Below are 25,775 nucleotides of genomic sequence, written 5' to 3'. Positions count from 1 at the left end.
CCCGTCCTAAAAGGACGGCTTTACATGAATTTTTGTTAAGTTATACCGTTTCACACAAGACGTGCTAGTCTGTGAAATAGCTTATTTAAGGTCAGCATGACACTAAAAGCCTTCAGCTATCGATTCTACCCAACGCCGGAACAAGAAAGTTTGTTGCGACGTACTTTGGGTTGTGTTCGTTTGGTCTACAACCGTGCTTTAGCCACAAGAACGGAAGCTTGGTACGCAGAACAGAAACGGGTAGGCTATGCTGAGACTTCTTCAATGTTAACCGAATGGAAGAAAACCGAAGAACTAGATTTTCTCAACGAGGTTAGTTGCGTACCGTTACAGCAGTGTTTGCGTCACCTACAAACGGCTTATACCAACTTTTTTGATGGGCGGGCAAAATATCCTAACTTCAAAAAGAAACGCAATGGTGGTAGTGCAGAATTTACCAAGTCAGCATTTAAGTTCAAAGATGGACAAGTCTACCTAGCAAAAAGCACACAAGCGTTACCAATTCGCTGGAGTCGGACACTACCTGATGGTGCAACACCATCAACCTTAAGCGTAAAGCTTGCACCATCAGGCAGGTGGTCAGTTTCTTTGCTGGTAGATGTTGAAATTGAATCATTACCCAGAACAGATAATCAAGTCGGTATCGACCTGGGAGTTACAAGCTTGCTCACTGTAAGCACTGGCGAAAAGATTGCCAATCCCAAAGGATTCAAGGCAAAATATCGCAAGCTTAGAAGAGCGCAGAAAGCTTTAAGCCGGAAACAGAAAGGGTCAAACAACCGTCATAAAGCACGGCTTAAAGTAGCGAAAGTGCATCAAGAAATTACTGATGCAAGGAAAGATAATCTTCACAAGTTAACAACACGGTTGGTGCGTGAAAACTTGCGCCATCGCCGTAGAAGACTTAGCTGTGAAGAATATGGTTAAAAACCCCAAACTTGCCGCTTCTATAAGTGATGCAAGTTGGGGGGAATTAGTCAGACAACTAGATTACAAGTGCGATTGGTACGGCCGTACTTTAATTAAGATTGACCGATGGTTTCCGAGTTCAAAACGGTGTGGCAATTGCGGACACATCGTTGACAAGATGCCGTTGAATATCCGGGAATGGAATTGTCCTAATTGCGGGACGCACCATGACCGAGACATCAACGCGGCAAAGAACATTTTGGCGGCAGGGCTTGCCGTGGCAGTCTGTGGAGCGACTGTAAGACCCGAACAGAGTAAATCTGTTAAGGCTGGTGCGAAATCCCCGTCAGGGACGGAAGCAGAAACCTAAGTCGTGAGTCTTAGGAATCCCCGTGCGTTTACGCCGGGGTGGATGTCAACTTATGCCCCTTGATTGGAGGAAAGCAAGACATATTCCTACCAGTGCTTTATGGATTTTCACCTGTTGCATTGAGCTGTCACAACTTTCAATCAAAAGTTCGATCGTACTCGGAGCATCTGGGCAGAAAGTAAAAAGCGTTTTTTGGGACTCCGATCCGTCCCGCACAGCAAAGTCTATAAATATAGCCAGCCGGACGATCGCACACCGACCGTAAAAGCCAAACCGAGATGAGCCCGATCGCACTTACCCCGGCCTTGCAAAAATAATCAAGATTGATGTGGTAGACTAGGAAAAATAGTTTTAAATCCGCACGCTCGGATGGAAGCAAAACTATGTCAAGTTTTAAGCGATTTCCTACATCTGTCCGCTATCTAATAGCGCGGTTGCGCCACTGGACGCAACCGGCGGTTTGGGCTCCGTTAGCCGTGCTCTGTGCCGGGGGGTTATTTATCTGGGAGGTATCTGTAAATCCAGAAAGGTTGAGCATAGATGGCGAAGAAGAAGCAGCCTCAAACAATTCAGGTTCGCTGCCGGGGCTGTCTGCCGAAGATAGCGCCATTGCGGCGGAAATCGACAGCTTACCAGTGCTAGTCAATCAGTTAAATGGCTCTACTGCTTCTGAACTGAACTTGTTAAATTCATCAGTAGTAAAAAGCCAAGGTTTATTCGAGGAACTTCGAGATCGGGACTTAGAAACTCCTCCGCCCTCTTCAGCCCCCAAGCGGGTAGGAAGCAGCGGATTTGTACCATTGCCAAATTTAGCAACTCCTGCTGTCGAGGCCGGAAACAATAACCCCCCAAATTCCAGCTTGCCAAGTTCAAACGCAACATCCGCGTTGAGTTTATCGGGCAGTGGGAGACTGACTTCCGGGATAAAAACGATCGAGCCTGAGTCTGGGGGCACAGCGACAGCAACTTTATCGCAGGCGTCGAGTGATGCTAATTCAGATAAACAAAACGAAAATTCTTTGCCTTTGAGTCCGCTGCAAGCAGCTATGAAAAAATACGTCGTTGCTAACCCTTCGGCAACGGTGGCTTCAGGTGAGAAAACTGCAGACGAGGCTACATTGCTCGATCGACCCGCTTCCGATCCGGCTGCTGTAAATGCGACAAATTTGCTCCCAACGACCGCTACAGCTCAAGGTGGAGCAAATCCTGTGAATGTTCCCACAGCACTTCCCCCACTGGTGGCTCCGACAAATACTGTGAGCAAGGAATCTCAAGAATTCTTAAAACCGACAGCTACAGTCGCTGAATCATTGGCTGGGTTAAATTCCAGAGTGCCGAACCTCCCCGAAATTAATGCAGGGGCTGCACCGGTGGCTTTGCCGAAAAATCCCTACCAAACTAATTTATCGGGCTCAGGCTTCGCACCTGAAGTTCAACCTGTGGCACTTCCAGTAGCCATACCTTCGCCAACACCTTTACTTCCCAATGTCGGTTCATCTCCCTTTCCAAATGGGATTGGGGGAAGCAAGATAATTAGCCCTCAATTCTCTCCCAATTCAGCGAATTCTCAATTTCAAACACCTCCACCGAGTCAGCTTAACTTGCCGCAGCAGCCTAACTTTGGAGTTGTTCCCCAAAACACAAATCAGGGCGTGGAGCCCATTCAACCTCAAACTTTTGCTACACCCCGCTCTCTGGCTCCGGGACGCTACATTGGCGGCGGCGAAATCAATACTTTTTCTAATCCTTAAATGAAGGAAGTTCGGCCACGAAAACGATATTATCAATTCCCAATACTTAGGCTATGCGGTTCCTGGCCTTCGACTTCGGTTCTACTCAGCGTCGTCGAAGGCAAAGGAGCCGAAGGCGGTCGAATTACAGTACAAGTTCCGAATTAGCCATTCCCAATGTTAGCGGTAAAACGGGAGCATCTCAATAAAAGCAGCCCAGCTAGAAATTGGAGTTTTGAGGCAGAAGGCAGGAGGCAGGAGGCAGAAGGAAAGAGGAAGAAGGAAGGAGCCAGAAGAAGTATTTTTACAAAGATGAGATGCTCCCGGTAAAACTTACCTAGCGGCGGCCCGCACCAACAACAATCCCCCGATTCCCAAGCCAAACACGATCGGCAGCCAAGCCGACAGAATCGGAGTCAAAACAGCTTTCACGCCCATAGAACTGGTGATGAAAGAAAATACGTAGTAAGTAAAAATCACAACTACGCTAATACCAAAACTCGTTCCTCGGCCGGAGCGGCGCGGTTGAGTTCCCAAAGCTGCTCCCACTACACCAAATACCATGCACACGAAAGGAAAAGCATATTTTTCTTGAATTCGCACCTTTAATTTGCGAATTTGCGGTTCGTCGCCACTGTTTTTAAGGATATCCAAACGCTCTAAAGCTTGGGCAATGTTCATTTCCTTGAAATCCCGCGCTCTCGCAGCTAAATCTAAGGGCGTGCGGGGGAGTTGCAACTGCTGGTGTTGAAATCTAACTATATTGCGGTAAGAGCCGTCAGGAGCAACTATATAAGCGGTTCCATTGAAAAAATCCCAGGTATTTTCTGAGGGATTCCAAGTAGCTGATTCTGAAGAAACGATTTGATTGAGGCCTGGGGTGGAGCGATCGATAATTGTTAAACCTTTCATTCGCTGGCCGTCAAACTGTTCTGCATAAAAAAAGCGGGCGAGGATTTCGTCGCCGCCTTGTTCTGGTTTGCGAAATTCTGTGTAGATAATATTTCTATCTTGAAATATCGGTTTTTCTCGCTTCAGGGCTCTGTCTAAAGTCAGAGTTGCTCTGTAGCTGGCGGCGGGTACAACTAACTCTTGCAAACCAAAGGTTAATCCTGCAACAATTAAACTCATTATCACAGCAGGCAGTATCAATCGGTAAACGCTGACTCCGCAACTGCGGAGGGCGATGAGTTCGCTGTCGCTGGACATTCGGCTGTAAGCCATTAAGGTTGCTAGCAGCATTGACATGGGGAAAGCCAATACTACGAAGTAGGGAATTTGCAGGAGAAAAATTTCTATTGCTGCGCCGTAGGGGAGGCCGGATTCTGCTACTCTGCGGACTAATTCAAATAAAGCTCCAACTGTGACGGCGACGGATGTAAAGAGTCCGACGCCAAATAAAAATGGGCCGATTAGTTCTTTGGTAATGTACCAGTCCATTACTGAAATTCTCGGCAGCCAGTTGATGGGATTGAAAGAATTGGATATTGCTATTTTCATAGTGGCGCGTTCTCGCAGATTGCTCCTCAATCTAAAATCTAAAATCTAAAATTCTGCCGTTTGCCGAATGCCTTCAAAAGACTATCGCACGAAGTTGTCGCCCAAGTAATACTGTCGCACTAAAGGGTTGCTGTAGAGTTCTTCTTCAGCCCCGGAGGCTAAAATTTGGCCGTCTCGCATGATGTAGGCTCGATCGGTAATTTCGAGGGTTTCTCGGACGTTGTGATCGGTGATGAGGATGCCGATTTTACGATCGCGCAGTTTAGCAATAATGGTTTGAATTTCGTCTACGGCGATCGGATCGACGCCTGCAAACGGTTCGTCTAAAAATAGGAACATGGGCCCGTCTCGCCCTGCGGCTAATGCTCTGGCTAGTTCAGTCCGCCGCCTTTCTCCCCCCGATATTTGAATTCCCAAACTAGATGCTATTTTTTCTAAGCGAAATTCTTGCAATAGGAAATCGACTCGCTCGCGCCATTCCCAGCGCGGCACTTGAGTTTGTTCTAAAACTAACAAAATGTTGTCCCGCACGCTCATGTTTCGGAAAATGCTTGCTTCTTGAGCGAGATAGCCAATTCCCAAATGTGCTCGCTGGTGCATCGCCAATTTAGTGATGTCTAAATCGTTTAGCCAAACGGTGCCTTGATTGGGTTTTTCTAATCCGGTTGCTATGTAAAATGTGGTGGTTTTGCCGGCACCGTTGGGGCCGAGCAGTCCTACGATTTCTCCTTGGGCTACTGACAGGTTGACGCGACTGACTACATTGCGTTTTCCGTAGGATTTGTGAATATTTTCGAGTACAATTTTCATTTTCGCTCCCGGCAACCTCTACAAGCTCAATTTCAGACTGCAGCTTTGTGCGATCGAGTCTCTAATTTAAATTTTACCTTTTCAAGTTTGTGAGTTTTATAAAGACGAAATTTCGCATCTATCCCAAGTAGTATGTTTTGGCTGAGGCGAAATTTCGCTGCTGCGAGCCACTGTTACCGGGGGGCTGTAGTTGGACGTGGGGAGCCCAATGTATTTTGGGCTGCCGCATCTTGTTCGGGGGCAACCAGATAAACAGATTCTACCTGTCCTGGGTTGTCTGGCAGGGCAATAAACCGCCCTTCGTCGATGAGGTATGTTATGGTTTCGCCGCGCAGGCTGTTGCCCTGCTGCAAGACGTAAACATCTCCGCTGAGAATGATCCGGCGCTCACGGCTGAAGTATTGAGCTTGAGCCGCAGTTGCTTGTATTTGGCGGGCTGGATAGTTGATTTGGACGTTGCCGCGGGCTGTCACGATGCCGGTTTTGGAGTCGGCTTCTTGAATGTCCGATCGCACGCTGAGGGTGCGGGGCGCGTTGGCTTGCGAATAGGTGGGAGAGGCGATCGCGCCTGCCAGAGTCAGGGGCAACAGCAGCGATAATCCTTTGAATATTCGCGAATTAAGTAGTTTAGCGGAGAGCATCATAAACTTGGAGCCTCAATATTTGTGAAATTGCTGAAGGGCATTATCTCCAGTTAGATATTTTATCTTAACGGTCAGAAAGATTTTCGTGAGGTCGATCGATTGACCCGAAAGTCTCAACCAATTATCCTAGCAAGACAACCGCGAATTTTATTGGCTGTTTTGCTCAGTGGCTGGAACTGTCTTAACCGGGAACGGGCAAGATGCTCGTTCCACAGCCAATCAATCTGCTTGTGCAGCGGGCAACAAAGCCAGCCCTCCTCTGTGTAGAGGCAAAGTCTACTGCACACCCTAATACAAACATTTATTTAACTTTTATTTAACTTTTCGGTACTTTGACAATTCGCGGCAATTGCAAGCCGGCAACTTCTGTTCCTGTTAACAACGGTACAAATTCAGCGACTTTTTCCGGCCCTGCTTGTTGCAAAGCGCTCAAAAGTTTAGCACTCTGTCCGAGCAAGTCTTCAACGGCAATTCCAGCATAACTGGGCTGATAATAACTGAGCCGATTTATTCCTTCTCCCAGCAATATTACTGCACCACGCCAGTTGTGATTTCCTAAGTGATAAAGCGCGACCGCAATTTGCAATATTCCCTGATAGAACCTTTTTTCCGGCTCGCCGGCTTCCATCCACAAAGCCTCTAAAATATCGTGACAAGCATAAAAGTCTTGGCTGTTAAACTGTTCGATACCTTGCCAAAACTCGATCGGCATTTCCTCTGTCATTCGATTGGGGATTGGGGATTTTCGATGGCGGATGTGTGTTTGAGTAGGCGGCGATCGATTTTTGTTAAATAGCTAAGTCTTAAAAATAGGAAAACTAACGACCTCTTTTCAAAACTACTGCCCTTTCACGACCGCCTACTTAACCGATTACATAGTGTCTCTGACAGCTTGAATCTGATCCATTCCTATTTCCTGAGTAGTTCCCGCGAAATCGTTATCTGGCGTCAGAAATAACATACAGTGACACTCTTTGCGCTCGCGCATGGGAATGCAGGGACAGTTCCAGTAGGCGGCTTTTACTTCGGCTTCTTTATCTTCGTAATGGCGACAAGGGCATAGGGGAGCACCTAGTTCATCCTTGTGTTTTGCTAGTCCTTCTATCACGACAGCAGTGACGGAAGGTTCAGAACAAAAGAAAGTTCCCGTGCGCTTGGCGTAGGTTTCGGAGAAATTCTTCATCGCCTCCAAAGTTTTTTCGTTGGAGAGTTTAGATTTTTCTGTTGTGTTCATAAAAAATACTCGGTAAGTGGGAAACTCAGTGGCTTCAGCCCTGAGAGGAAAACGACACGGCGATTTCAATCGCCTTGAATCCCCTCCGGCGAGGGTTAGAGGGGTATGGTTGCCCCTCTATGGAGATATGGTTGTCTCCGAGTCCCTTTCGGGTAATGTTAGCTTCGCCAAGGTTATAAGAGCTTTTTAGACCTGCAACACTGTCTCAGTGACTTTAAGACTGTTTAATTGCAGATGACAGAGCGGAAAACTAGCTTCGCATTCGCCGGTGTCGTGACTCAAAGAACGTAGTCAGTTAAGACTTAGGCTGGTCAGAATAGCTTGTAATTTCTTACAAGCTCAGTGGCTTTAGCCCGCTCGTTCCTGACAGTTTAGGATCGGAGTTGAGGATGCTACGAGCTTTTGACAATTGTAGCGCAGAATGTGATTTTAAACACTTGTATATTTCTGTTTACTTACAAGGAGGAAAACCTTGACAAAGATTGAGTTTTAGGTTGTTGGTTTTTTAGTGGTTTTTGTCTATCCCGGAGGGTGCGGGAAACTTGCAGCAGGGCGGGTTTTTGGAGCTGCCAAAAGATTTGGGCGATCGATCGCCCTCAACAATCATCCCCCAAAGGGGATAAAAATCGGATAAGATAGCACGGCGCTCTTTCTGTGACGGCTATAGGCACGGCATCTGATGGCAACTTCCCCGAACCGCACCCACAGCAAAAAATCTCCTCCGTCTGGGCTGATTTGGCCGGCTGACACCGAGTTAGTCGGATTAGTGTTTGAATTGACTCCCGCCGCTGCTAGCTATCTGTACGCGCAGTATGCTATAGGTTTGCACGCTTGGTTTTTAGGTCAAGTACAGCAAACTGACCCGGATTTATCGCAACTTTTGCACGATGAACAGTCAGAAAAAGCCTTTACTCTTTCGGGATTGGAAGGTGATTTGCTCCCCGGCGGCAAAGAATTTCAGCTTTTGGGCGATCGCATTTATCGCTGGTACGTAACAGGACTTTCAAAGCCAGTAGTGCAGTGGCTGAGTCAGTGGCTGCAAAATTTGCCCCAAGAGATAGATTTGCGAAATGCTCCGCTGCTAATTCGCTCTTGGGATATTGCTTTTCCTCCCACAACTTACCAGCAATTATTAACAGCGGAACCCCCATTTTCGCCAACCATCAAACTTAGTTTTGTCACTCCTACAAGCTTTCGTAGCAAAGGCCATCACTTCCCTTTGCCAGTTCCCGAAAATGTTTTTCACAGCTATTTGCGCCGCTGGAATAACTTTTCGGGGGTAAATTTTGACCAAGCAGAATTTTTGAATTGGATTGATGAAAATGCAATTATTAGCCGCCACAAATTGGAGTCGCAAAAGGTAGCGGCGGGAAAAAAAGGCATGGTAACGGGGTTCACTGGGGCTGTGGAATTTGGGCTAGGGCGATCGGCTCACAATCGCCCTGATTTTGTACAATTATTTTATGCTTTGGGGCGGTTAGCGCCTTATTGCGGCACTGGCCACAAAACAACTTTTGGATTGGGACAAACGCGATCGCAATGGTTGACTGAAGCGCTACCCGAAGTGTCGATACAAAGCGTATTGGCCGCGCGAATAGATGAATTGACACAGAAGTTTATGGCGCACAGAAAGCGTAAAGGCGGAAGTCGCGCTGCTGAGATTGCTGAAACTTGGGCGACGATTTTGGCGCGCCGGGAATTGGGGGAATCTTTGTTGGATATTGCTGCTGATTTGGAAATGCCTTATGAAACTGTGAAAACTTACGTGAAGTTGGCAAGAAGGGCTTTGAAAGTGGAGGATTAGTGCGAATTTGTTGACTGTTGACTGTTGACTGTTGACTGCTGACTGTTGACTGCTGACTAATGACTTTTAGTGAATAGATATATGTCGTCTCGCTGATATTTTAGTTGAAATTGAGGGGTGTTTTTTAGTTGAGTTACTAGGTTTTTAACAAATTCTCGATCGCTCATCCAGCCAGGATAGCGCAAATTCAGCAATACATAATCAAATTCTGCGAGATTTGCAGGCGGCGCGTGAGCCTCAGTAAATTTTACTACAGGGCGGTGCGCTAAGTGCGGAGCAATCTGAGCAGTTGTTAAAACACTGCCTTTGGTTTCAACAAGAGAAATTGCCTCTTTGGTAGCGGGCAAAGTGTCGAGCCCATTTAAATAAATAGTCCAAAAATAGCCGTATTTCGCTAAAGCTAAGAAAGCAATCAACGACCAAATTACAATGACTCTAGGCAATGGATAATTAGGAAGTGGCAATCTATCAAATATTGTCTTTCCCTTTTGCTGATTGCTAGCTGCTAAACTGGAAATTACGGCAACCAACAAAAACGGCAATATCGGCACAGAATATTGATGAACTAAATCCCGCTGAGCGGGCCTATCGGAAAGAATATTCATCGCCAACATCGGCACAGCACTAATTAAAGATGACAGATGACGCGGGGACAGCCACCAAATTACTGGTAATAGCAATAAGGCTAAATATTCAAAAGTCTCTAGAGAAAACAAACGCTCTAAAACTAGATGTGGTTTTAGTATTAAATTAATAGCAATTTCCAAAACCGAGTTTCCCAAATATTGATACCTCGCGATTCCCGCGTGTTCTCTTCCCTGATTAAAATACGGTATAACTGCCTGAGTAGCTACCAGGAACCAACCCGCGCCTAGAAATAGAGCTATGAGTCCACAATTGCGTTTTTTGTCAAAACACAACAGCCACAAACCCATCGCAGCCACAGTTAAAGATAGCACGGCTTTGCAGATCAAAACTAATACAAGAGCAGCACAAAACCACAAGGTTTTATTCAGCCTCGCGGCTAAGATTGCTGCTAGCAGTGCTGGTAAAGCAATTACTTCTGGGTGGAAGTCGAAGAGATTGACATTAAATACTAATGGATACAGGAGGTAAATACAGGCGATCGCCCAAGATATGCTATTATTTAATCCGGCTTGACGTGCCAAACTCCAACTCGGCCAAGCACCTAAAGCTAGGGAAACAGCTTGCACTAAAAAAAGCCAGTGAACATCGGGATATATTTTGTAAAGTAAAGCTAGTGGATAGAAAATAAAAGAGGCGTGATCGCCCCAAATATTTATGGCCATTAAAGAGGAAAATGGCGTTTGATTTTGGGAGATTAAATAAATTGCTTGGTCAAAAATTGCTAAGTCGAATACAGTTGACTGAAACAAAGCGTGCCGCGCGCTGCTGGCGGTAAATAAGACTATGGTTGTCACGACAATCATTAAAAATACTGGATGAGATTTTAGGGATTTTAAAGTTAGCATTTTATTGGTTTAATCAGCGATTCGTTTAAATAGCAGAACTTGGTTTTTTTGATAATTTAAGTGAAAATCGGGAGATTTTTTAAGTTGATTTGCTAAGGTATCACCAATTTTTTCAGTATCAGGCCAGGGATGGCCCAGGTTTAATAATATGTATTGAAATTCAGCTAAATTTGTTTGAGGCGAAATTTGTGAAAGCAATTTTACTATTGGGCGGTGGGCAAAGTGAGGGGCAAGTCTATTATCTGTTAAAATACTGCTTTGAGGTTGAACTTGTGCGACTGCTTCGCGTGTAGCTTGCCAGGTATCTAGTCTATTTAGGTACAGATAAAAATCTTTATATTCGCCCAGAAATAGGAAAATTATTAACGACCAAATTATCATGGTTCTCGGCAATTGAATTCCCCGCCCAAGTTGAGATATTCGGAAATTTTTAAATTGTTGCAGATTGACCCATGTTAAAAAATGTTGCTTATTTGCTTTATCCTCTTCCTTTTTGCCTTGTATTTCTTCCCTCTTTCTTGTTTCTTCCTTCGCGATTACTGCTAAAAATAAAAAGGGAATTACAGGCAATGAATACTGATAGGCTAAGCTGCGTTGAAATGGCAAGTCAGAGAGGATATTGATCGGCAGGGTAGGGAGGGCAGGAATTAGTGCTGTTAAATATTGTAGGCGTAGTTTCCCAGAAAATGGCAATAGCAGCCAAATCACAGGTAAGGTGAGGAGAAATAAATATTTGAATGTATCAAAGGAAAGGATTTTTCCTAATACTAACTGTGGTTTTAATATGAGATTGATGATAATTTCTAGTACCGATTTCCCTAAATAGCCGTAGCGCCCGACTCCAGCGACTTCGCTACCGCTAAAGAAGGGGATGATTTTCTGGGAAGCTATCAAAAACCAAGCTGCACCTAGCAAAAGTGCGATCGCCCCGTACCGTTGCTTTTTTTCGCAAAAAAACAGCCAGAAACCCATAGCAGCAACGGTTATGGACAAAACCGCCTTGCAACTGAGAACTAACAGAATAGCGGTACAAAACCACACAATTTTATTTAAACGCGCCGCCAAAATTGCTGCCAAAAGTGCGGGTAAAGCGATTACTTCCGGGTGAAAATCAAATAAATTGATGTTAAATACCACCGGATAGAGCAAATAAATCAATGCGATCGCACGGGATTGTTCTTGATTTAAACCTGCCAAACGCGCTAAACTCCAGGTAGGCCAAGCGCCAAGGGATAATGCAACTGCTTGTACCAACAGCAGCCAATGCACATCCGGGGAAATTTTGTACAGCCAAGCTAGCGGATAATAGATTACCGCTGCGCGATCGCCCAAAATATGAATCCCCATTAAAGAAGAAAAAGGCGTTTGGTTTTGGCCGATCAAGTAAATTGCTTGGTCAAAAATTCCCAAATCGAAAGCAGTTGATTGGAATAAAGCGTGCCGTAAACTGCTACACAAAAAGAAAATTGTCGTCGCAGTAGCGATCGCCACAACCAAACTCGACGGTAGCTGCGATCGACCTTCCTCTCTATTGTCGGCGATCGAGACACTGATGTCCTCACGGTCATCAGCAAAATTTTCCCTATTTTGCATGAAATCTGGCACTAACTGACCACTCAAAATATGATTCCATCGAATGTGCTTTCCACGCAATAGTTAACCACTAATTTTTATCCCCGCAATCGTAATATTAGAATAATCCACAAAACCTTAAAAAATTGTGAAAGCAATAACTCTTCTCGGCTCCACAGGCTCCATCGGCACTCAAACTCTGGATATTGTAGCTCAATACCCCGATCAATTTCGGATTGTGGGGTTAACCGCCGGACGAAATGTAACGTTGCTGGCCCAGCAAATTCGCCAGTTTAGACCGGAAATTGTCGCGGTTTGCGACGAAGATAAATTACAGGAATTGAAGGAGGCGATCGCAGACATCGACCCTCAACCTATTTTACTTGCTGGCGAGTCAGGCGTTGTCGAAGTTGCCCAATACGGCGACGCTCAAGCCGTCGTCACCGGCATAGTTGGCTGTGCCGGTTTGCTGCCAACAATTGCGGCTATCAAAGCAGGCAAAGATATTGCCTTAGCCAATAAAGAAACATTAATCGCAGGGGGCCCCGTTGTCAACCCCTTGATCGAAAAATACGGCGTTAAAATATTGCCGGCTGACTCGGAACATTCAGCAATTTTTCAGTGCCTGCAAGGTGTTATGGTTGGCGGGTTGCGGCGAATTATTCTCACCGCTTCGGGGGGGTCTTTTCGAGATTTGCCGATCGACAAATTAGCAGGAGTAACCGTAGCCGATGCTTTAAAACATCCGAATTGGTCTATGGGGCAGAAAATTACGATCGATTCTGCTACTTTGATGAATAAAGGATTAGAAGTCATCGAGGCTCATTACTTATTCGGAATGGATTATGACGACATTGATATTGTCATCCATCCCCAGAGCATAATTCACTCGTTAATTGAGCTGCAAGATACCTCGGTTTTGGCGCAATTGGGCTGGCCGGATATGCGATTGCCGCTGCTTTATGCTTTGTCTTGGCCGGAACGAATTCATACAGATTGGGAACGGCTGGATTTGGTAAAAGCTGGGGATTTAACTTTCCGAGAACCCGACCACGAAAAGTATCCTTGTATGCAGTTGGCTTATGCGGCGGGACGTGCGGGCGGTTCGATGCCTGCGGTGCTGAATGCGGCAAACGAACAGGCGGTAGCGCTATTTTTGCAGGAGAAGATTCAGTTTTTGGATATTCCGAAGCTGATTGAGAAGGCGTGCGACAAACATCAAGCCGATAACTGTGAAAGCCCTGGTTTAGACGATATTTTGGCCGCGGATAGGTGGGCGCGGCAGGAAGTTTTGGCAGATAGTATGGAATTGGGCGATCGGATTCTTTCGGTTCGCTAATTGTATCAGCCGACTTGCACTTACCCACAAGCCCTAGGAGTGCATTAATTCCCCGTCTCATAGCTAAAGTTGCTTGAAATTGAGATGTTGCACAATTCTCGCTTAACAGGCAAGATGCCTGTTCCACAAAGAATTAATTTTCTTGTGGGGAGTAGGGGTTGGGCTTCTAGCCCGCCCAAAAAAGGCTTATTGAGAATGATGCAACATCTCAGTTGAAATTGAGATGTTGTACCATTCTCGCTTAACAGGCTTTCTGGCCTGTTCCACAAGAAAATTCACTCTTTGTGGAACAGGCCAGAAAGCCTGTTGCTGAGAATGGTGCAATATCAGAGTTGAAACAGACTGCCCAACCTTGATAAATATCCAGTCCTCTTTCAGAGGACTTTAGCTATGAGATAGGGGTTTCAACCCCTGACGGACTATGCCAAAAAGTGCAAAATATCGGCAAAACCATATTAAAGCTTGGCCAGGTTTTAGCTTTTTATTGACTAACTCCCAACTTGCGCCGCCAAATCAGCGGCACTCATCTTTTCGTACATTTCAAAAGGTTGGTGAATCCAAGGATTGTCAGCCAAATAATCTACATAATAATCGGGTTTGGCAACAGAACAAGCCTTGTACCAGAGTACAGCAGTCCGAATTTCCTGAATATCCTCGCCGTAGCGACTCTTCAGCCAAGCGATACCTTGCTCTAAACTAATTCCCGAATCCACCAAATCGTCAATCAGGAGAATGCGGCTGCCCAAATTATCGCCCACCATTGTCAAATCGCGGGCAAACTCGATCGCACCCCGGACATTTCCCTCGGCCCCACCATAGGACGAGGCCGCTAAAATCGCCAGAGGTTTGTCGAAAATCCGCGACAGAGTATCCCCAACCCGCAGCCCTCCCCTCGCCAGACAGACAATTCGATCGAATTTCCACTGAGATTTATCAATTTTTACAGCCAAATCCTCAATTTTTCGATGGTATTCAGACCAAGAAACGTAAAGGTCGCTCATGCCTAATATTATTGAAATATCAAAGGTATTATTAATTATTTTGGGGGAAATGACATGGATGCAGAGGAACTTCTCAGACGGTATGCAGCCGGAGAACGGGTTTTTCACAAAGTAGACCTGAGCGGTGCCAATATGTCAAGGACCAATTTGCGCGATATTGACCTGAGTCAAGCTAGTTTAAAGGGTGCAAATTCGATCGGTCTCACCCTGTACAGAGCTAATCTGTATCAAGCAGATATCAGTCAAGCCAACCTCTCCCAAGCCAACCTCATGTCCGCTAATTTTGGCGAATGCGAGGCGGTGGGAGCGAACTTGAGCGGAGCCATCTTGCGGAGTGTCGTCTTCAGCGGGGCCGATTTAACGGGGGCGAGTCTCAGGGGTGCAGACATTAGAGATGCCAACCTTCAGGGGGCAATTTTGATTCAAGTTTATGCAGTTAACGCTAACTTGCAAGGTGCAAACTTGACAGAAGTAAAGCTTTGCGGAATCAACCTGAGCAAAGCAAATTTAACCGACGCGAACTTAACACAAGCTGACCTCAGCCGTGCTAACCTAACTCAAGCAAATCTGAGTTGGGCAAATTTGACGGAAGCAAATCTGGAAAAAGCTGATTTGAAGGGAGCAGATTTGAGCGGAGCTAACTTGAGCTGTGCAAATCTCCATCAAGCAGATTTGAGCGGAGTTTCCCTTAAGGGAGCAAATCTCCGGGGAGCGAACTTGCATCAAGCTTCTTTGCGCGGGACAAATTTGAATGAAGCGAATCTGAGAGAGGCCATGATGCCTGACGGCACAATCTATGACTAAATAAGCTGACAAAATAGAAGCTAAAACAGCAGGGTGCTTGTGGCGCACCCTACATTTAGGCTAATGCCTGATTTTTTTAAGGGGATTTAATTCTGCCTTCAAGTGACAGTGCATTTAAAGAGTAGTGGCCAAAAATTTGGAACCCAGTTTAATCTACAACTTTCAGCCAGCCCCGGCGAACGGCGTGGAGCAAGCGGTTGATGGCTGTTTGATCTTCTTCGGTAAGACAGTCATTTAACAGGGCTGTCTTGAGCTGTTCTCGGTGAGTGGGAGTCAGCAGACCGGAGTGATATACCTGAAAGACTAGCTCTGCAATAGTAAATTGAGGTACAAGCGTTTGGGTGGTCATCATGTGTTTTTTTTTGAACTAACTCTTGACAGTATTGACTGATTTTCCCAATTTTTATGTGATTCAACTACGGGAGTAAATGTGATCGCTTGGCTCTTGATGAGTGATTTGTGTCAGCCGGACTTGGGGATCGGATATGTGCTGGATAGCCCCGCAACTTGAAACACCAACCCCGTCCCGATTCCTCGCTTTTGGTAACTCCGAAATCTCTAGTTTTTGTCAAGAGACTGTGACAAATTTCGGAATATTTATCTATTAATAGATTACTAATGACTGCTACCTAAATCGCTTGGCTTAATTCTACGTAAAACTTTTACGGTCTTTATAAACCCGCTTTTACCTACATTTACTTAGTTTCTTGGTGTGGTCTTTGTTCCGTGGATATACTTAATAACCCGCCCAAAAGCCGATACAAGTTTCCGACAGGAGCGGCCATCGGCCCAAAATTTTAAGCTCTAGTTCATGCTCCCACATTCATCTGTGAAGTCAATCTAAAATCTAACATCTAAAATCTAACATCTAAAATCTAAAATCTAAAATCGCCTGACTGCTTCAAATCAAAAATCCCGGCTTCTTCAAGAAACCGGGTTCGAGTTTTTCGATCGCAGTACAATTTTTTTGGAGAGGGTTAATGCAGCGACCTACTGACGAAAATCTTATTGTTGGCCAAGCTTGACAGGAGAGAAAGTAGAAATACTCATCTCAACTTCTTGTGTGAGGGGACTAATCGGAAATCCTGACCCATCCGCGGCGGATGGCGTGCAGCAGGCGGTTGACTGCATCTCTGGCGTCTTCGCTGAGAGCGCTTTGGCAGAGTTCGCGCAATCCGTGGCTTTCAGTGCGAGTCAGATTGCCTGAATGGGTGACTTGATAGAACAGTTCAGCGATCGCGCGATCGGATTTTAAAGTCAGAGCTTGCATGAAATCTCGTTGAACTCGACTATTATAATATCGAGCATTTGAGAAAAGAGTAGGGTGATTGCAGTCGGGTAAGCTGTGCGATCGTTATTGGCTCGATTTGTGACCGAGGTCTGCGAGTATACGTGATTTAAATCACAGAAAACCCAAGACCTCGATCGCATAAGCTATGATTGGGGTGGTAGCCTCAAGGTTTAACCCAACCTCTAAAAGCTCTGAACGCAAGGCTTTGAGTTCCCAAGACCGCCGCGCAGCGGGAGTAAGTCCGCTCAACATCGCAGGCTATGGACTTGGATAGCTGTGAAACTTTGGGTTTTAGACACTTGCAGCTTGCAGCTCAGGGCATAAAGTTGCGATCGGCGAGCCACACCCTGAGATACAATAATTATAAATACTTCTATCCCATCTATAGACAGGGAGGTCAAAAAATGATAATGATTAGCTACTTTTCTATTGCCTTAATCGTTTTTCTTGTTTGGTTCAAAAGTTTTTGGAATGATACTGCGACATCTAAAAAAGACATGATATCTTGGATAGCCTTAATAATCGGCCCTCTGTGTTGGCCTGTTGTTCTGCCCCTATCCCTTGTGCAAATTACCAGCACAAAGTCTGTTGTAAAAACAGCTCAAGGCGATCGATAATTATAATAAATTGTGGAAGTAACTGGCTTCAACACAGTCGCTTATCTCGTCCTAAATTATTCGGCGTGCATCGCTCCTGGCAGCGAGTAATTTACTTTGTTTAATTGTAAAAAAATGCAGCTAGAAGGTAGAATCCAATAAAAATTCTGAATCCTAAAACAGTATTTTTTTACCGCTATCAAATTCTGCCTTCTGCTTTTTGAACGAAAGCATCCAGGATACAAGCCTCCGGATTCATTCCGAAAGCAGACTCAGGACCGGTGAAATAAAAAACCTGTATCCGATGAAACTTGCCGAACGTATTTATCTCGCGCAAGTCAATGCTTCAATTCTTTAATCTAAAATCTAAAATCTAAAATCGATTGACCCGCCCAAAAACGGCTACAAGTTTCCGACAGGAGTCGGCTGCAGCGCAAAATTTTAGGCTTTTCTTCAAGCTCTCCGAGGACTCTGTGGAATAAATCTCAACTCTCAAATCGTTCAACTAAGCGAGATAGACTCAGCCCTCGCCAACGTCTCACGCCGAAGTCTCCAATCGACTGATGCCTAATTTTCTTCTGTCACACCGCGATTTAATGGTGTGGCTCAGTCAATCGATTAAAGATTAAAGATTAAAGATTAAAGATTAAAGAATTGAAGCATTGACTTGCGCGAGATAAATTCGGGGGCTCCTTTATCGGATACAGGTTTTTTATTTCTCCCTCCTGAGTCTCCGAAGGAATGAATCACGTGGCGGGTATCCTGGATGCTTGATTGTCAAAATTGTTTAGGCAAAACTGTCAGAGCGAAATTATCGGACAGCGACCACAACATTTTTTTACTCAAAAATTATCTGCCACCTCAACCAAGCTCAAAATTAATATGTAATTAAACATAGCCTGTTGCTTGCAAAAATATAACTTCAGACATATTTTCGCCTGCGGCTGACCAACTTAAGAATTTTCATTACCTCCGGCCACTGCGTACCATTAATCGAAGGTGGGAAAATCCTGCCTAGGCGTGGAAAAACAGCTAGGCTCTTTGCCCTTTAAGCTTTTCCAGCTCCCTTTGTTCTAATCGTAGCAGCTCTCAACCGGAAATTGTAGAGTTCGTTTGCGCGCAAAATGCCTAACTCTTACCGCAGTTAGATACACAATTCAAGGCAGAGACTGCAATATGAAATAGGCAACAAAAACTGTTTCAAATCTCAAGTACGACTTATTTTGGGCGATCGGGCATCAGGAGTGTATAACAGGAGCCAGCTAAATTTTTAGAGGTTCGAGATGTTTGGGAACTTCTAAAAAAAAGCGCCGTCACGGTATCCAAATTCGTTATTTCATAAAAAGTAGGAGTCCAAATGAACGAAGTATCTGAGAAACCAATTTATAGAGTTCTTAATCTCTTGTCGCTGCTCGCGTTGAGCTACTATGCAGCTACTTCCATCAATTATATTTTCGAGAGTGACGCTCAAATCTACAGGTACGATAGCCAGAGCAATTACAACGCGTCACCAGCGCAACTTGAAGCACACCGCTATGAATAAATAGTAGAGATTTTCTCTGAATGAAGACCGAACCAAATTTCGGGTAATTTGCTAATCGTTAACGCTCATCTCGAAGTTAACAACAATTAGTAAAAAACTATTGGCTAAAAAGTAAATAGTTTCACTCAGAGGTATTAGCGATCGAATGTACCACAAAAATTAACTATTTAACTTTGTTCTCAAAAGAGGCCAGAGTGATGAAAGGATGGCCAAGCATTTTCATCAGTTCATCAGTAAGAGCATTAGTAATCGCTTCATCCAGAAGATTTGAACGTAGATATAGCAATCCTAAATCATTTGCATAATTATTGTAGGGGCAATCCGACCCCTACTCCCCGTGGTTGCCCGATAGATAGGGGGTAGGCAAGGAGCATCTCAGTTTTGTAAAAAGCATTTTTTTATTGTAGTGCGAGCGTCCCCGCTCGCGTATTGTACAATACGCGAGCGGGGACGCTCGCACTGTAAATGCAAAACTGAGATGCTCCCGGTAGGCACTCTTGGCACTACCCTACAAATTTATCTGAATCATTTAGGATTGCTATATGCTTCACAAGGGAAAATCGCTTTGATTTTTGCCCAGTACAACTAGATGGGAGATAAATCCGGCGAGTATGGAGGTAAGAATTTGACCTTGGCTCCGATAGATACCATCAAAAAATTGACGGCTTCGGCATTATAAACAGGTAAATTATCCATAACTACAATTGCGCCAACCCATAACTGGAGCAGGAGTCGCCAGCAGCCCAAAATTTTATATCCTAGTTCCAGTTCCCTGATTCATCTGTGGACTAAATCTAAAATCTAAAATCTAAAATCTAAAATATAGTGACAGTACCCTCACAAATCTACCGGCCCACCGTTCATCCCAACTTCACCAAAAGAAGATCGCTACATTGTCAGATTGTGCGGATGGATGCGGCTCATGGTTGAAATGACGGAGTGTGGTTTAAAAAAGGGGTTTTTTAGCCAAAATCCTACATTGAGCGTGACTGATTTGGCGGGAAACATCAAGGTGATGAGGCTCGAAAGTCCGTCCGGGACTGTGTAGGGAGGCACTTTTGATTGAATGCGGCCTCCAGCGTGCGAGGGCTTGCTTTAAAAGCCAGCTAAAAAATTTTGATTTCTGGGGAACTATTGGGGAAAATCAAAAGTCAGGTCAACAACAGTGTACTTAAAAGAAATCGCAGCTCAGTTCCAGCCCCATTGCGGGCGATCGAACTCTCCGGCGATGACAGTGCCCGCGGGCCCGGTGCAAGTTCTCCATCTGGAGAGCATACTCCCATTAAAAATGGTCTCTGTGTATCTTCCGGGTATTGTTTTAATAATGACTAGCCACACCGACGGTCATTATGGTAAACTCGCAAACGTTTAAGTGGAATATTTTCGTGTTAGAGGAGGCAGTGGTGGAGTCGAGAGTCAAAAGCAGGAAACAACCGAGATTTGCTGCTCAACGAATACAGGATTCAACTCGCGCTCCGAGGCTCGCTGCTGACAATTTAAATTACATGACAGCTTATAGCAGCCGGGTCAATTAGGGTCTCAACCGATGTCCGGTTTCATTTATTGAATCCCTTTGGAGGGAAAAGTGTATTGTAGAAAAATGATAGATCTTTTAGGAGGAGTGTAAATGACACAGGTAACGAATCCAACAACAACACCAGCAAGTTCACTGCCAGGTGGTAATGGTGGCGGTGGCTCAACCGTTATCGGCATCAGCGGCGCCAACAGGTTGAACGGCAGCGAAGGCAACGATATTATCCTGACTTTTGCGGGCGCTGATGTCGTCGCCGGTGGCGGTGGCAACGACCTGGTTATTTCCGGCGGCGGAATTGACAGTATCGGCGGCGGTGACGGCAACGATAATATGTTGTCAGGCAGCGGCAACGATGTGGTAGCTGGCGCTAGCGGCGACGACCGGATCTTTTCTGGTAAAGGGGATGACCTCGTAGACGGCGGCGATGGCAACGACTTGGTTTCTGGCGACAGAGGCAACGACACCGTACTTGGCGGAAGTGGCAGCGATACAGTCTTTGGCGGCCAAGGCAACGATGTTGTCGGCGGCGGCGACGGCAACGACCTCCTCTACGGCGGTAAAGACAACGATACTGTCGATGGTGGCGCGGGCAATGACAGTATCTTTGGCGACAGAGGCAACGATGTCCTCACCGGCGGTGCTGGCAGCGATACGTTCTACTTCGTGAGTGCTGGTGGCGAGTTCGGCGTAGACACGATCACTGACTTTACCCCTGGCGAAGATAAGATCAAATTGAAACAGGGCGGTGTGTTCGCTGGTTTGGGCAACACGTTCGAGGCAAGCGAGTTTGTCGTCGTTTCTAATTTCAACGAAGCTACTCCAGGAGCAGCCACGACGAACAAGTTGGTCTACGACCCAACAAGCGGTAAGTTGTTCTTCAACGGCAGCAACGGAGTGCTAACTGTTGCTCAGTTGCAGCCTAACCTGACGATTACCTCGAACAACTTCGAGTTGTTCTAAAACAACTGGCTGTTGTGGGGCGGAACCGAATCTTATTCGGGGCTGTTCTCACAAAGCCGGTAGTTTTAAAGGATTTCAACCTCACTCTGCTACAAGCGGGGTGAGGTTGAAATATTCAGTGCAGGAACTGAAGCAGGGGCAGTAAAAAAAAATCGATCGACAGTTATTGATAAAATTAATCGATCGCCCGATCGGGCAAAATACAGCGTATTCCAGGTCGATCGAGTGTCGTAGGGACAAAGGCTTTCGCCCAAGGCGTGTCAACTTTCCACGTCAAACCGATAGTCCGGCAGGGGTTTAAACCCCTGCCTCAAAGCGAAAGTCCTCTAAAAGAGGACTGAAGAACTCATTAGTCCTATTTTAGAGGACTTTACCTATAAGCCCCGTGGAATTCATTCCCTGGCGGACTGAGGGGTGGGCGGGAGGACTGGTTGACTAAAAGCTTAAGTTGACACGAAGAAGGGATCTGCGAGTGTCCCTACGGGGAGCGATGGCGCGGTATACTTCATAAACGTGGAATCTGCTGTAAATACAAAGTTTTTAAATTACACTTTCTAGGTTTTACTGAAGCGGTAAAGAAACCGCAACTGCACCGCGAGCAATGAGCACTGAAGAATATATCCGGCAAGCCCAAATTTATTTGAACCGGGGGAAGTTAACTGAGGCGATCGAGTTTTGCAAAAAGGCGATCGAACTTCAACCATTTTCGCCCTCGGCTTACACGACTTTAGGCGAAATTCTCGACGCTCAAGGCGATCCGACGGCGGCAAGAGACGCTTTTGTGCAAGCTTTGGAGATTTCGCCGCAGTTTTTTCTGGCTCATGCTTATTTGGGTCAACTTTACAGCGACTATGCGTGGCTGGATGAGGCGGTTTTTCACTACCGACAAGCTCTGGATTTGAAACCAGACTGGGCCCAAGTTCATTATAACTTGGGAAATATTTTTCACAAGCAGGGTAATTTGTTGGGGGCGATCGACTGTTACCGAAATGCGATCGCCCAAAAACCGGATTATCTCGATGCTTTATACAATCTGGCTGTGGTTTTAGATGAAAATAGTCAGCTCGAAGCGGCAATGGATACCTACCGACAGGCCATCGCCGTGGCGCCGGATTACGTGGAAGCTTACAGCAATCTGGGTGTGATTTTGCTAAAGGACGATCGGGCTGCTGAGGCGATCGAAGTTTACCAGCGGGCGATGGAGATTAAGCCGGATTGGGCGACGCTGCACAATAATTTGGGTCAAGCCTTGCTGGACAAAAGTCCGGAAAGGGCGATCGCATCTTACCTCACAGCTATTGAGTTGGAGCCGGACATGGTTTTGGCTCACTACAATCTGGGGAAAGCGTGGCAATTACAGGGGGAACATTCGGCGGCGCTTGCTTGTTTCGAGCGGGCGATCGAGATTAATTCCGACTATATTTCAGGCTATACAGACGCCGGGTTTTCTTTGATGGTTTTGGGCAAAATTGCTGAAGCCATGCCTTATTTTCAGCGGGCGATAGCTCTGAAGCCTGATTTTGTTGAGGCTTACTGTCGCTTAGGAGACAGGCGCAGAGTTGCCGCGGTAGATGATGATGAATTGTCAAGGGCGATCGCTGCGTGCGATCGATTTCTCACAGCATTGATGGGCAGGAAGAAGGAAGGCACAACACCGATTTTGACACGGATACACGGATTAATTATCGAGAATGAGTCTGATGTTGAAGGAACAGGGAAGAAGTTCGAGGGAAGGCACGACACGGATTTTGACACGGATACACGGATAAATTCTCCACAACAGGGAAGAGGGAAGCAGGAAAAATTATCAATGCCCAATGCCCAATTCCCAATGCCCAATGCCCAATTACCAATTGCTGAAATTTGCGATTATTTAGCCGAAATTTACTTGCATTTGGGAAATGCTTTAACAGAGTATGGCGGACACGAATCTGCCGCCGCTTATTATCAAAAAGCTTTGCAAATTCAACCACAGAATGCAGAGATTTACTGGCGCGTGGGAAATTCCTTAGCCCAGCAAAAGCGGTTCATTGCAGCAATTGCAGTTTACCGCATGGCTTTGACGATTCAACCTGCTTTACCGCAGGTTTATTTTGAGTTGGCAAAACTGCTGGAAAAACAGGGGCGCTGGGAACGGGCGCTCGATTATTATCAAAAAGTTTTAGAGTTGCAATTGCACGGGTATGGGGAGCAGAAAAAGTGGAAAAAACAGAGCTTTATATTGCCAGATAGCACTTCTATAAAACCTCCTCACGCTATTTATTTATCGAGCTGGGATTGGCTGGTTAATGCTAAGTTAGATTCAGACAATTATGTGGAAATATTTTGGAAACCTGCACCCGAAGCAAGTGCAGAAAATATTCCGAATTCCCAATTTGCGAGATCCAATTCCAAATTGGCAAATTCCGATTGTGCCGGGTTAACTTGCGGGCTGTGTTTGCAGCGACTTTCTAAGTGGTTCGATCCGGTGCATTTGGGTTGGGGAGTTTGCCGTTTGTCCAACTCGCAACCGCTACCTGTGGAGTCGCCCAAGACTTTTGTGGCTGCAATTCCCAACGGGCGAGTTTGGATTGTGCCGCAGGAAAATTATTGGATGGTTTGCAAGGCGATCGCTGTAATTACTCCTGACAATTATTTGTTGGCTGATGTGTCGAGAGATTATCCGGGATTTTTGCCGGGATGCGAAAAGCATGATGTGAGGAAACACAGCATTTTTCAGTTAGAATCCTTTCCAGCTTTAAAGCAAATTGATGGTAGGGTGGCGGTGCTTTCTGGTTTGTCGGGAAATGTCTATTTTCACTGGATGGTTGATGTTTTGCCGAGGATAGAATTGCTGCGGCAAAGCGGTAGGGATTTGGCGGAGATTGATTGGTTTTTGGTCAATAGTTGTCAGCACCAATTTCAGCGGGAAAGTCTAAGAATTCTGGGCATTCCCGAAGAAAAAGTCTTGGAGAGCGATCGCGTGCCTCACATTCAAGCAACAGAGTTAATTGTGCCGTCTTTTGCGGGATATTTGGGCTGGCCTTCTGGGTGGGCGATGGATTTTTTGAGGCGCGAGTTTCTCAAGGGAATTCTACCTAGTTCGAGCTATCCCAAACGGATTTATATCAGCCGCAGCAAAGCAAGATATCGACGAGTTTTGAACGAGGAAGATGTGGTTGAGGTTTTGGAGAAATTTGGGTTTGTTTCTATTTTGCCGGAGTCGATGTCTTTGGCAGAGCAAATTGCTCATTTTTACCACGCTGAGGTAATAGTTGCTGCCCACGGCAGCGGCTTGACAAATACGATTTTTTGTGGGCAGGGAACTAAAGTGATTGAGTTGGTGTCGCCTCACTATATCAGCCATTATTACTGGGGAATCAGTCAATATTTGCAGTTGGAACATTACTTTTTAGCGGGCGAGGCTTTTGAATGCTATCCTATTAGACAGTTGATGTATCAGAATTCGCTGACTGAGGATATTTTAGTGAACTTGAGTTCGCTGAAAAGGATGGTTGAAGTGGTGGGTTTGAGTTAGTTGGTGTCTGGAGCAAGTTTAATTATGCCCTCGATTGAGAAGATGGACAAGGCAGCGGTTGATTTGAGTCGGCAAGCAGAAGTTTATTTAGCCGAAGGAAAGTTGAATGAGGCAGTTGCTGCTTGCGAGTCAGCGTTGAAAATTGAACCGAATTTGGCGGCAGCTTGCCAGACGCTGGGAAAGGTGATGCAGGTTCGAGGTGAAATCGAGCAAGCTAAGCAGTGGTATGAAACGGCGATCGATCGCAATCCAAATTTGCCGGAAGTTTATGCTAATCTCGGCATTTTGTATTCTCAGGGGAAACAGTGGGAAAAGGCGATCGCCAATTGTGAAAAAGCAATTTCGCTAGCGCCTAATTTTGCTGCGGCTTATCGGCAGTTAGCGAGAATTTGGACGCAGTTAGAGAAGCGAGAAGAGGCGGCAGACTGTTGGTATCAAGCTTTTAATATTGAGCCGAATTGGGCAACTGCTGAGGAGCACGTGACTCTGGGAAATAGTTTGGTTGAATTGGGAAAGTGCGATCGCGCTATTGAGTGTTATGCGCGGGCAATTAAGTTAAACCCAAAGCTGGCAACAGCTTATCACAATTTGGGGGAAATGCTGGTTGGTCAGAAGCGCTGGGATGAGGCGATCGCCAATTACCGACAAGCCATTGCCATCAATCCCAATTCGTTTGAATCTTACCACAGTTTGGGTAAAACTTGGGCGGAGCGAGGAGAATTGGATCGGGCGATCGCCTGTTACCGCAAAAGCATCGAACTCAATCCAAATTATGATCGTGCTTACGTGGGTTTGGGCAATGTTTTGGTGCAGAAGCGCGAGTTGGATGAAGCCATTAAATGTTACCGTCAGGCTCTTGAAATTAATGATAATTCCTACTGGGGATACAATTGTTTAGGGGACGCTTTGGCTCAAAAACAAGTGTGGCCCGAAGCTATTATTTGCTACCGCAAAGCTATTGCAATAAATCCCAATATTCCTTGGTTTTATGTCAATTTGGGAATGGCATTAACCAGTGAACAATCATGGGATGAAGCTGTTAGCGCTTACCTGCACGCGGTTCAGATTGAGCCGAATTTGACGGGAATAAATCAGAAGTTGGGATATGTTTTGCGGAAGCGCAG

The 25,775-nt window shown here is 45.7% G+C and carries 20 protein-coding genes; 9 read left to right on the top strand and 11 right to left on the bottom strand.

Annotated elements, in window-relative coordinates:
* Positions 1–96 precede the first annotated feature (96 nt).
* From QUB16_RS01295 to QUB16_RS01285, 3 genes are all read left to right on the top strand, one after another.
* Positions 97–927: a transposase gene (locus QUB16_RS01295; RefSeq protein ID WP_333313469.1), complete on the top strand. Its 831-nt coding sequence runs from the start codon at positions 97–99 to the stop codon at positions 925–927.
* Positions 920–1,279, top strand: coding sequence for an RNA-guided endonuclease TnpB family protein (locus tag QUB16_RS01290; protein ID WP_333313711.1), 360 nt, complete (start codon positions 920–922; stop codon positions 1,277–1,279). The genes QUB16_RS01295 and QUB16_RS01290 overlap by 8 nt, the downstream gene beginning before the upstream one ends.
* Positions 1,280–1,662: 383 nt before the next feature.
* Positions 1,663–3,030 carry a hypothetical protein gene (locus QUB16_RS01285; RefSeq protein ID WP_333313468.1) on the top strand — a complete coding sequence of 456 codons (1,368 nt, stop codon included), beginning with the start codon at positions 1,663–1,665 and terminating at the stop codon, positions 3,028–3,030.
* Positions 3,031–3,342: 312 nt separating this feature from the next.
* On the opposite strand, the gene QUB16_RS01280 is transcribed toward QUB16_RS01285, so the two are convergent.
* The 5 genes from QUB16_RS01280 to QUB16_RS01260 all read right to left on the bottom strand — a co-directional run bounded on the left by QUB16_RS01280 (position 3,343) and on the right by QUB16_RS01260 (position 7,197).
* A complete protein-coding gene (locus QUB16_RS01280) occupies positions 3,343–4,509 on the bottom strand; it encodes an LptF/LptG family permease (RefSeq protein ID WP_333313465.1) in 1,167 nt (388 codons plus the stop codon).
* 81 nt (positions 4,510–4,590) lie between these two features.
* Positions 4,591–5,319: an LPS export ABC transporter ATP-binding protein gene (gene lptB, locus QUB16_RS01275; RefSeq protein ID WP_333034782.1), complete on the bottom strand. Its 729-nt coding sequence runs from the start codon at positions 5,317–5,319 to the stop codon at positions 4,591–4,593.
* Between the two features lie 173 nt (positions 5,320–5,492).
* Complete coding sequence (locus QUB16_RS01270; RefSeq protein WP_333284367.1) at positions 5,493–5,963, bottom strand: LptA/OstA family protein; 471 nt, start codon at positions 5,961–5,963, stop codon at positions 5,493–5,495.
* A gap of 316 nt (positions 5,964–6,279) precedes the next feature.
* Positions 6,280–6,687: a DUF309 domain-containing protein gene (locus tag QUB16_RS01265; RefSeq protein ID WP_333313463.1), complete on the bottom strand. Its 408-nt coding sequence runs from the start codon at positions 6,685–6,687 to the stop codon at positions 6,280–6,282.
* A gap of 147 nt (positions 6,688–6,834) precedes the next feature.
* Complete coding sequence (locus tag QUB16_RS01260; protein WP_333146013.1) at positions 6,835–7,197, bottom strand: ferredoxin thioredoxin reductase catalytic beta subunit; 363 nt, start codon at positions 7,195–7,197, stop codon at positions 6,835–6,837.
* Positions 7,198–7,876: 679 nt separating this feature from the next.
* On the opposite strand from QUB16_RS01260, the gene cas6 reads away from it, so the two are divergent.
* Entirely contained in the window at positions 7,877–9,001 is a 1,125-nt protein-coding gene (gene cas6, locus QUB16_RS01255; protein ID WP_333313461.1) for a CRISPR-associated endoribonuclease Cas6, read from the top strand.
* A 56-nt stretch (positions 9,002–9,057) separates the two neighbouring features.
* Here the strand turns inward: cas6 and QUB16_RS01250 are convergent, their stop codons facing one another.
* Positions 9,058–10,494 (bottom strand): DUF2079 domain-containing protein, encoded by a 1,437-nt coding sequence (locus QUB16_RS01250; protein ID WP_333313459.1) that lies wholly within the window; start codon positions 10,492–10,494, stop codon positions 9,058–9,060.
* Positions 10,495–10,503: 9 nt separating this feature from the next.
* Positions 10,504–12,087 carry a DUF2079 domain-containing protein gene (locus QUB16_RS01245; protein ID WP_333313457.1) on the bottom strand — a complete coding sequence of 528 codons (1,584 nt, stop codon included), beginning with the start codon at positions 12,085–12,087 and terminating at the stop codon, positions 10,504–10,506.
* A gap of 127 nt (positions 12,088–12,214) precedes the next feature.
* Here QUB16_RS01245 and dxr point away from each other — a divergent pair, with 127 nt between their 5' ends.
* On the top strand, positions 12,215–13,405 hold the full coding sequence (gene dxr, locus QUB16_RS01240) for a 1-deoxy-D-xylulose-5-phosphate reductoisomerase (protein WP_333313455.1): 1,191 nt from the start codon (positions 12,215–12,217) through the stop codon (positions 13,403–13,405).
* 488 nt (positions 13,406–13,893) lie between these two features.
* On the opposite strand, the gene QUB16_RS01235 is transcribed toward dxr, so the two are convergent.
* Positions 13,894–14,406 (bottom strand): phosphoribosyltransferase family protein, encoded by a 513-nt coding sequence (locus QUB16_RS01235; protein WP_333313453.1) that lies wholly within the window; start codon positions 14,404–14,406, stop codon positions 13,894–13,896.
* Between the two features lie 54 nt (positions 14,407–14,460).
* Between QUB16_RS01235 and QUB16_RS01230 the strand changes: the two genes are divergently transcribed.
* Positions 14,461–15,210, top strand: a complete 750-nt coding sequence (locus QUB16_RS01230; RefSeq protein WP_333313451.1) for a pentapeptide repeat-containing protein — start codon at positions 14,461–14,463, stop codon at positions 15,208–15,210.
* A 148-nt stretch (positions 15,211–15,358) separates the two neighbouring features.
* Here QUB16_RS01230 and QUB16_RS01225 read toward each other — a convergent pair whose 3' ends face one another.
* The 3 genes from QUB16_RS01225 to QUB16_RS33445 all read right to left on the bottom strand — a co-directional run bounded on the left by QUB16_RS01225 (position 15,359) and on the right by QUB16_RS33445 (position 19,387).
* A complete protein-coding gene (locus tag QUB16_RS01225) occupies positions 15,359–15,559 on the bottom strand; it encodes a hypothetical protein (protein WP_333313709.1) in 201 nt (66 codons plus the stop codon).
* Between the two features lie 723 nt (positions 15,560–16,282).
* On the bottom strand, positions 16,283–16,480 hold the full coding sequence (locus QUB16_RS01220) for a hypothetical protein (RefSeq protein WP_006632170.1): 198 nt from the start codon (positions 16,478–16,480) through the stop codon (positions 16,283–16,285).
* Between the two features lie 2,745 nt (positions 16,481–19,225).
* Positions 19,226–19,387, bottom strand: a complete 162-nt coding sequence (locus QUB16_RS33445) for a transposase (protein ID WP_445251083.1) — start codon at positions 19,385–19,387, stop codon at positions 19,226–19,228.
* Between the two features lie 880 nt (positions 19,388–20,267).
* Between QUB16_RS33445 and QUB16_RS01215 the strand changes: the two genes are divergently transcribed.
* From QUB16_RS01215 to QUB16_RS01205, 3 genes are all read left to right on the top strand, one after another.
* Positions 20,268–21,134, top strand: coding sequence for a calcium-binding protein (locus tag QUB16_RS01215; RefSeq protein ID WP_333313449.1), 867 nt, complete (start codon positions 20,268–20,270; stop codon positions 21,132–21,134).
* Between the two features lie 601 nt (positions 21,135–21,735).
* Positions 21,736–24,651, top strand: a complete 2,916-nt coding sequence (locus QUB16_RS01210; RefSeq protein WP_333313447.1) for a tetratricopeptide repeat protein — start codon at positions 21,736–21,738, stop codon at positions 24,649–24,651.
* Positions 24,652–24,675: 24 nt separating this feature from the next.
* The coding region (locus tag QUB16_RS01205; protein WP_333313445.1) for a tetratricopeptide repeat protein at positions 24,676–25,775 on the top strand (1,100 nt) is incomplete at its 3' end.

Source organism: Microcoleus sp. D3_18a_C4, assembly GCF_036702415.1.
GTDB lineage: Bacteria > Cyanobacteriota > Cyanobacteriia > Cyanobacteriales > Microcoleaceae > Microcoleus.
This window is presented reverse-complemented; position numbering and strand designations above follow the sequence as displayed.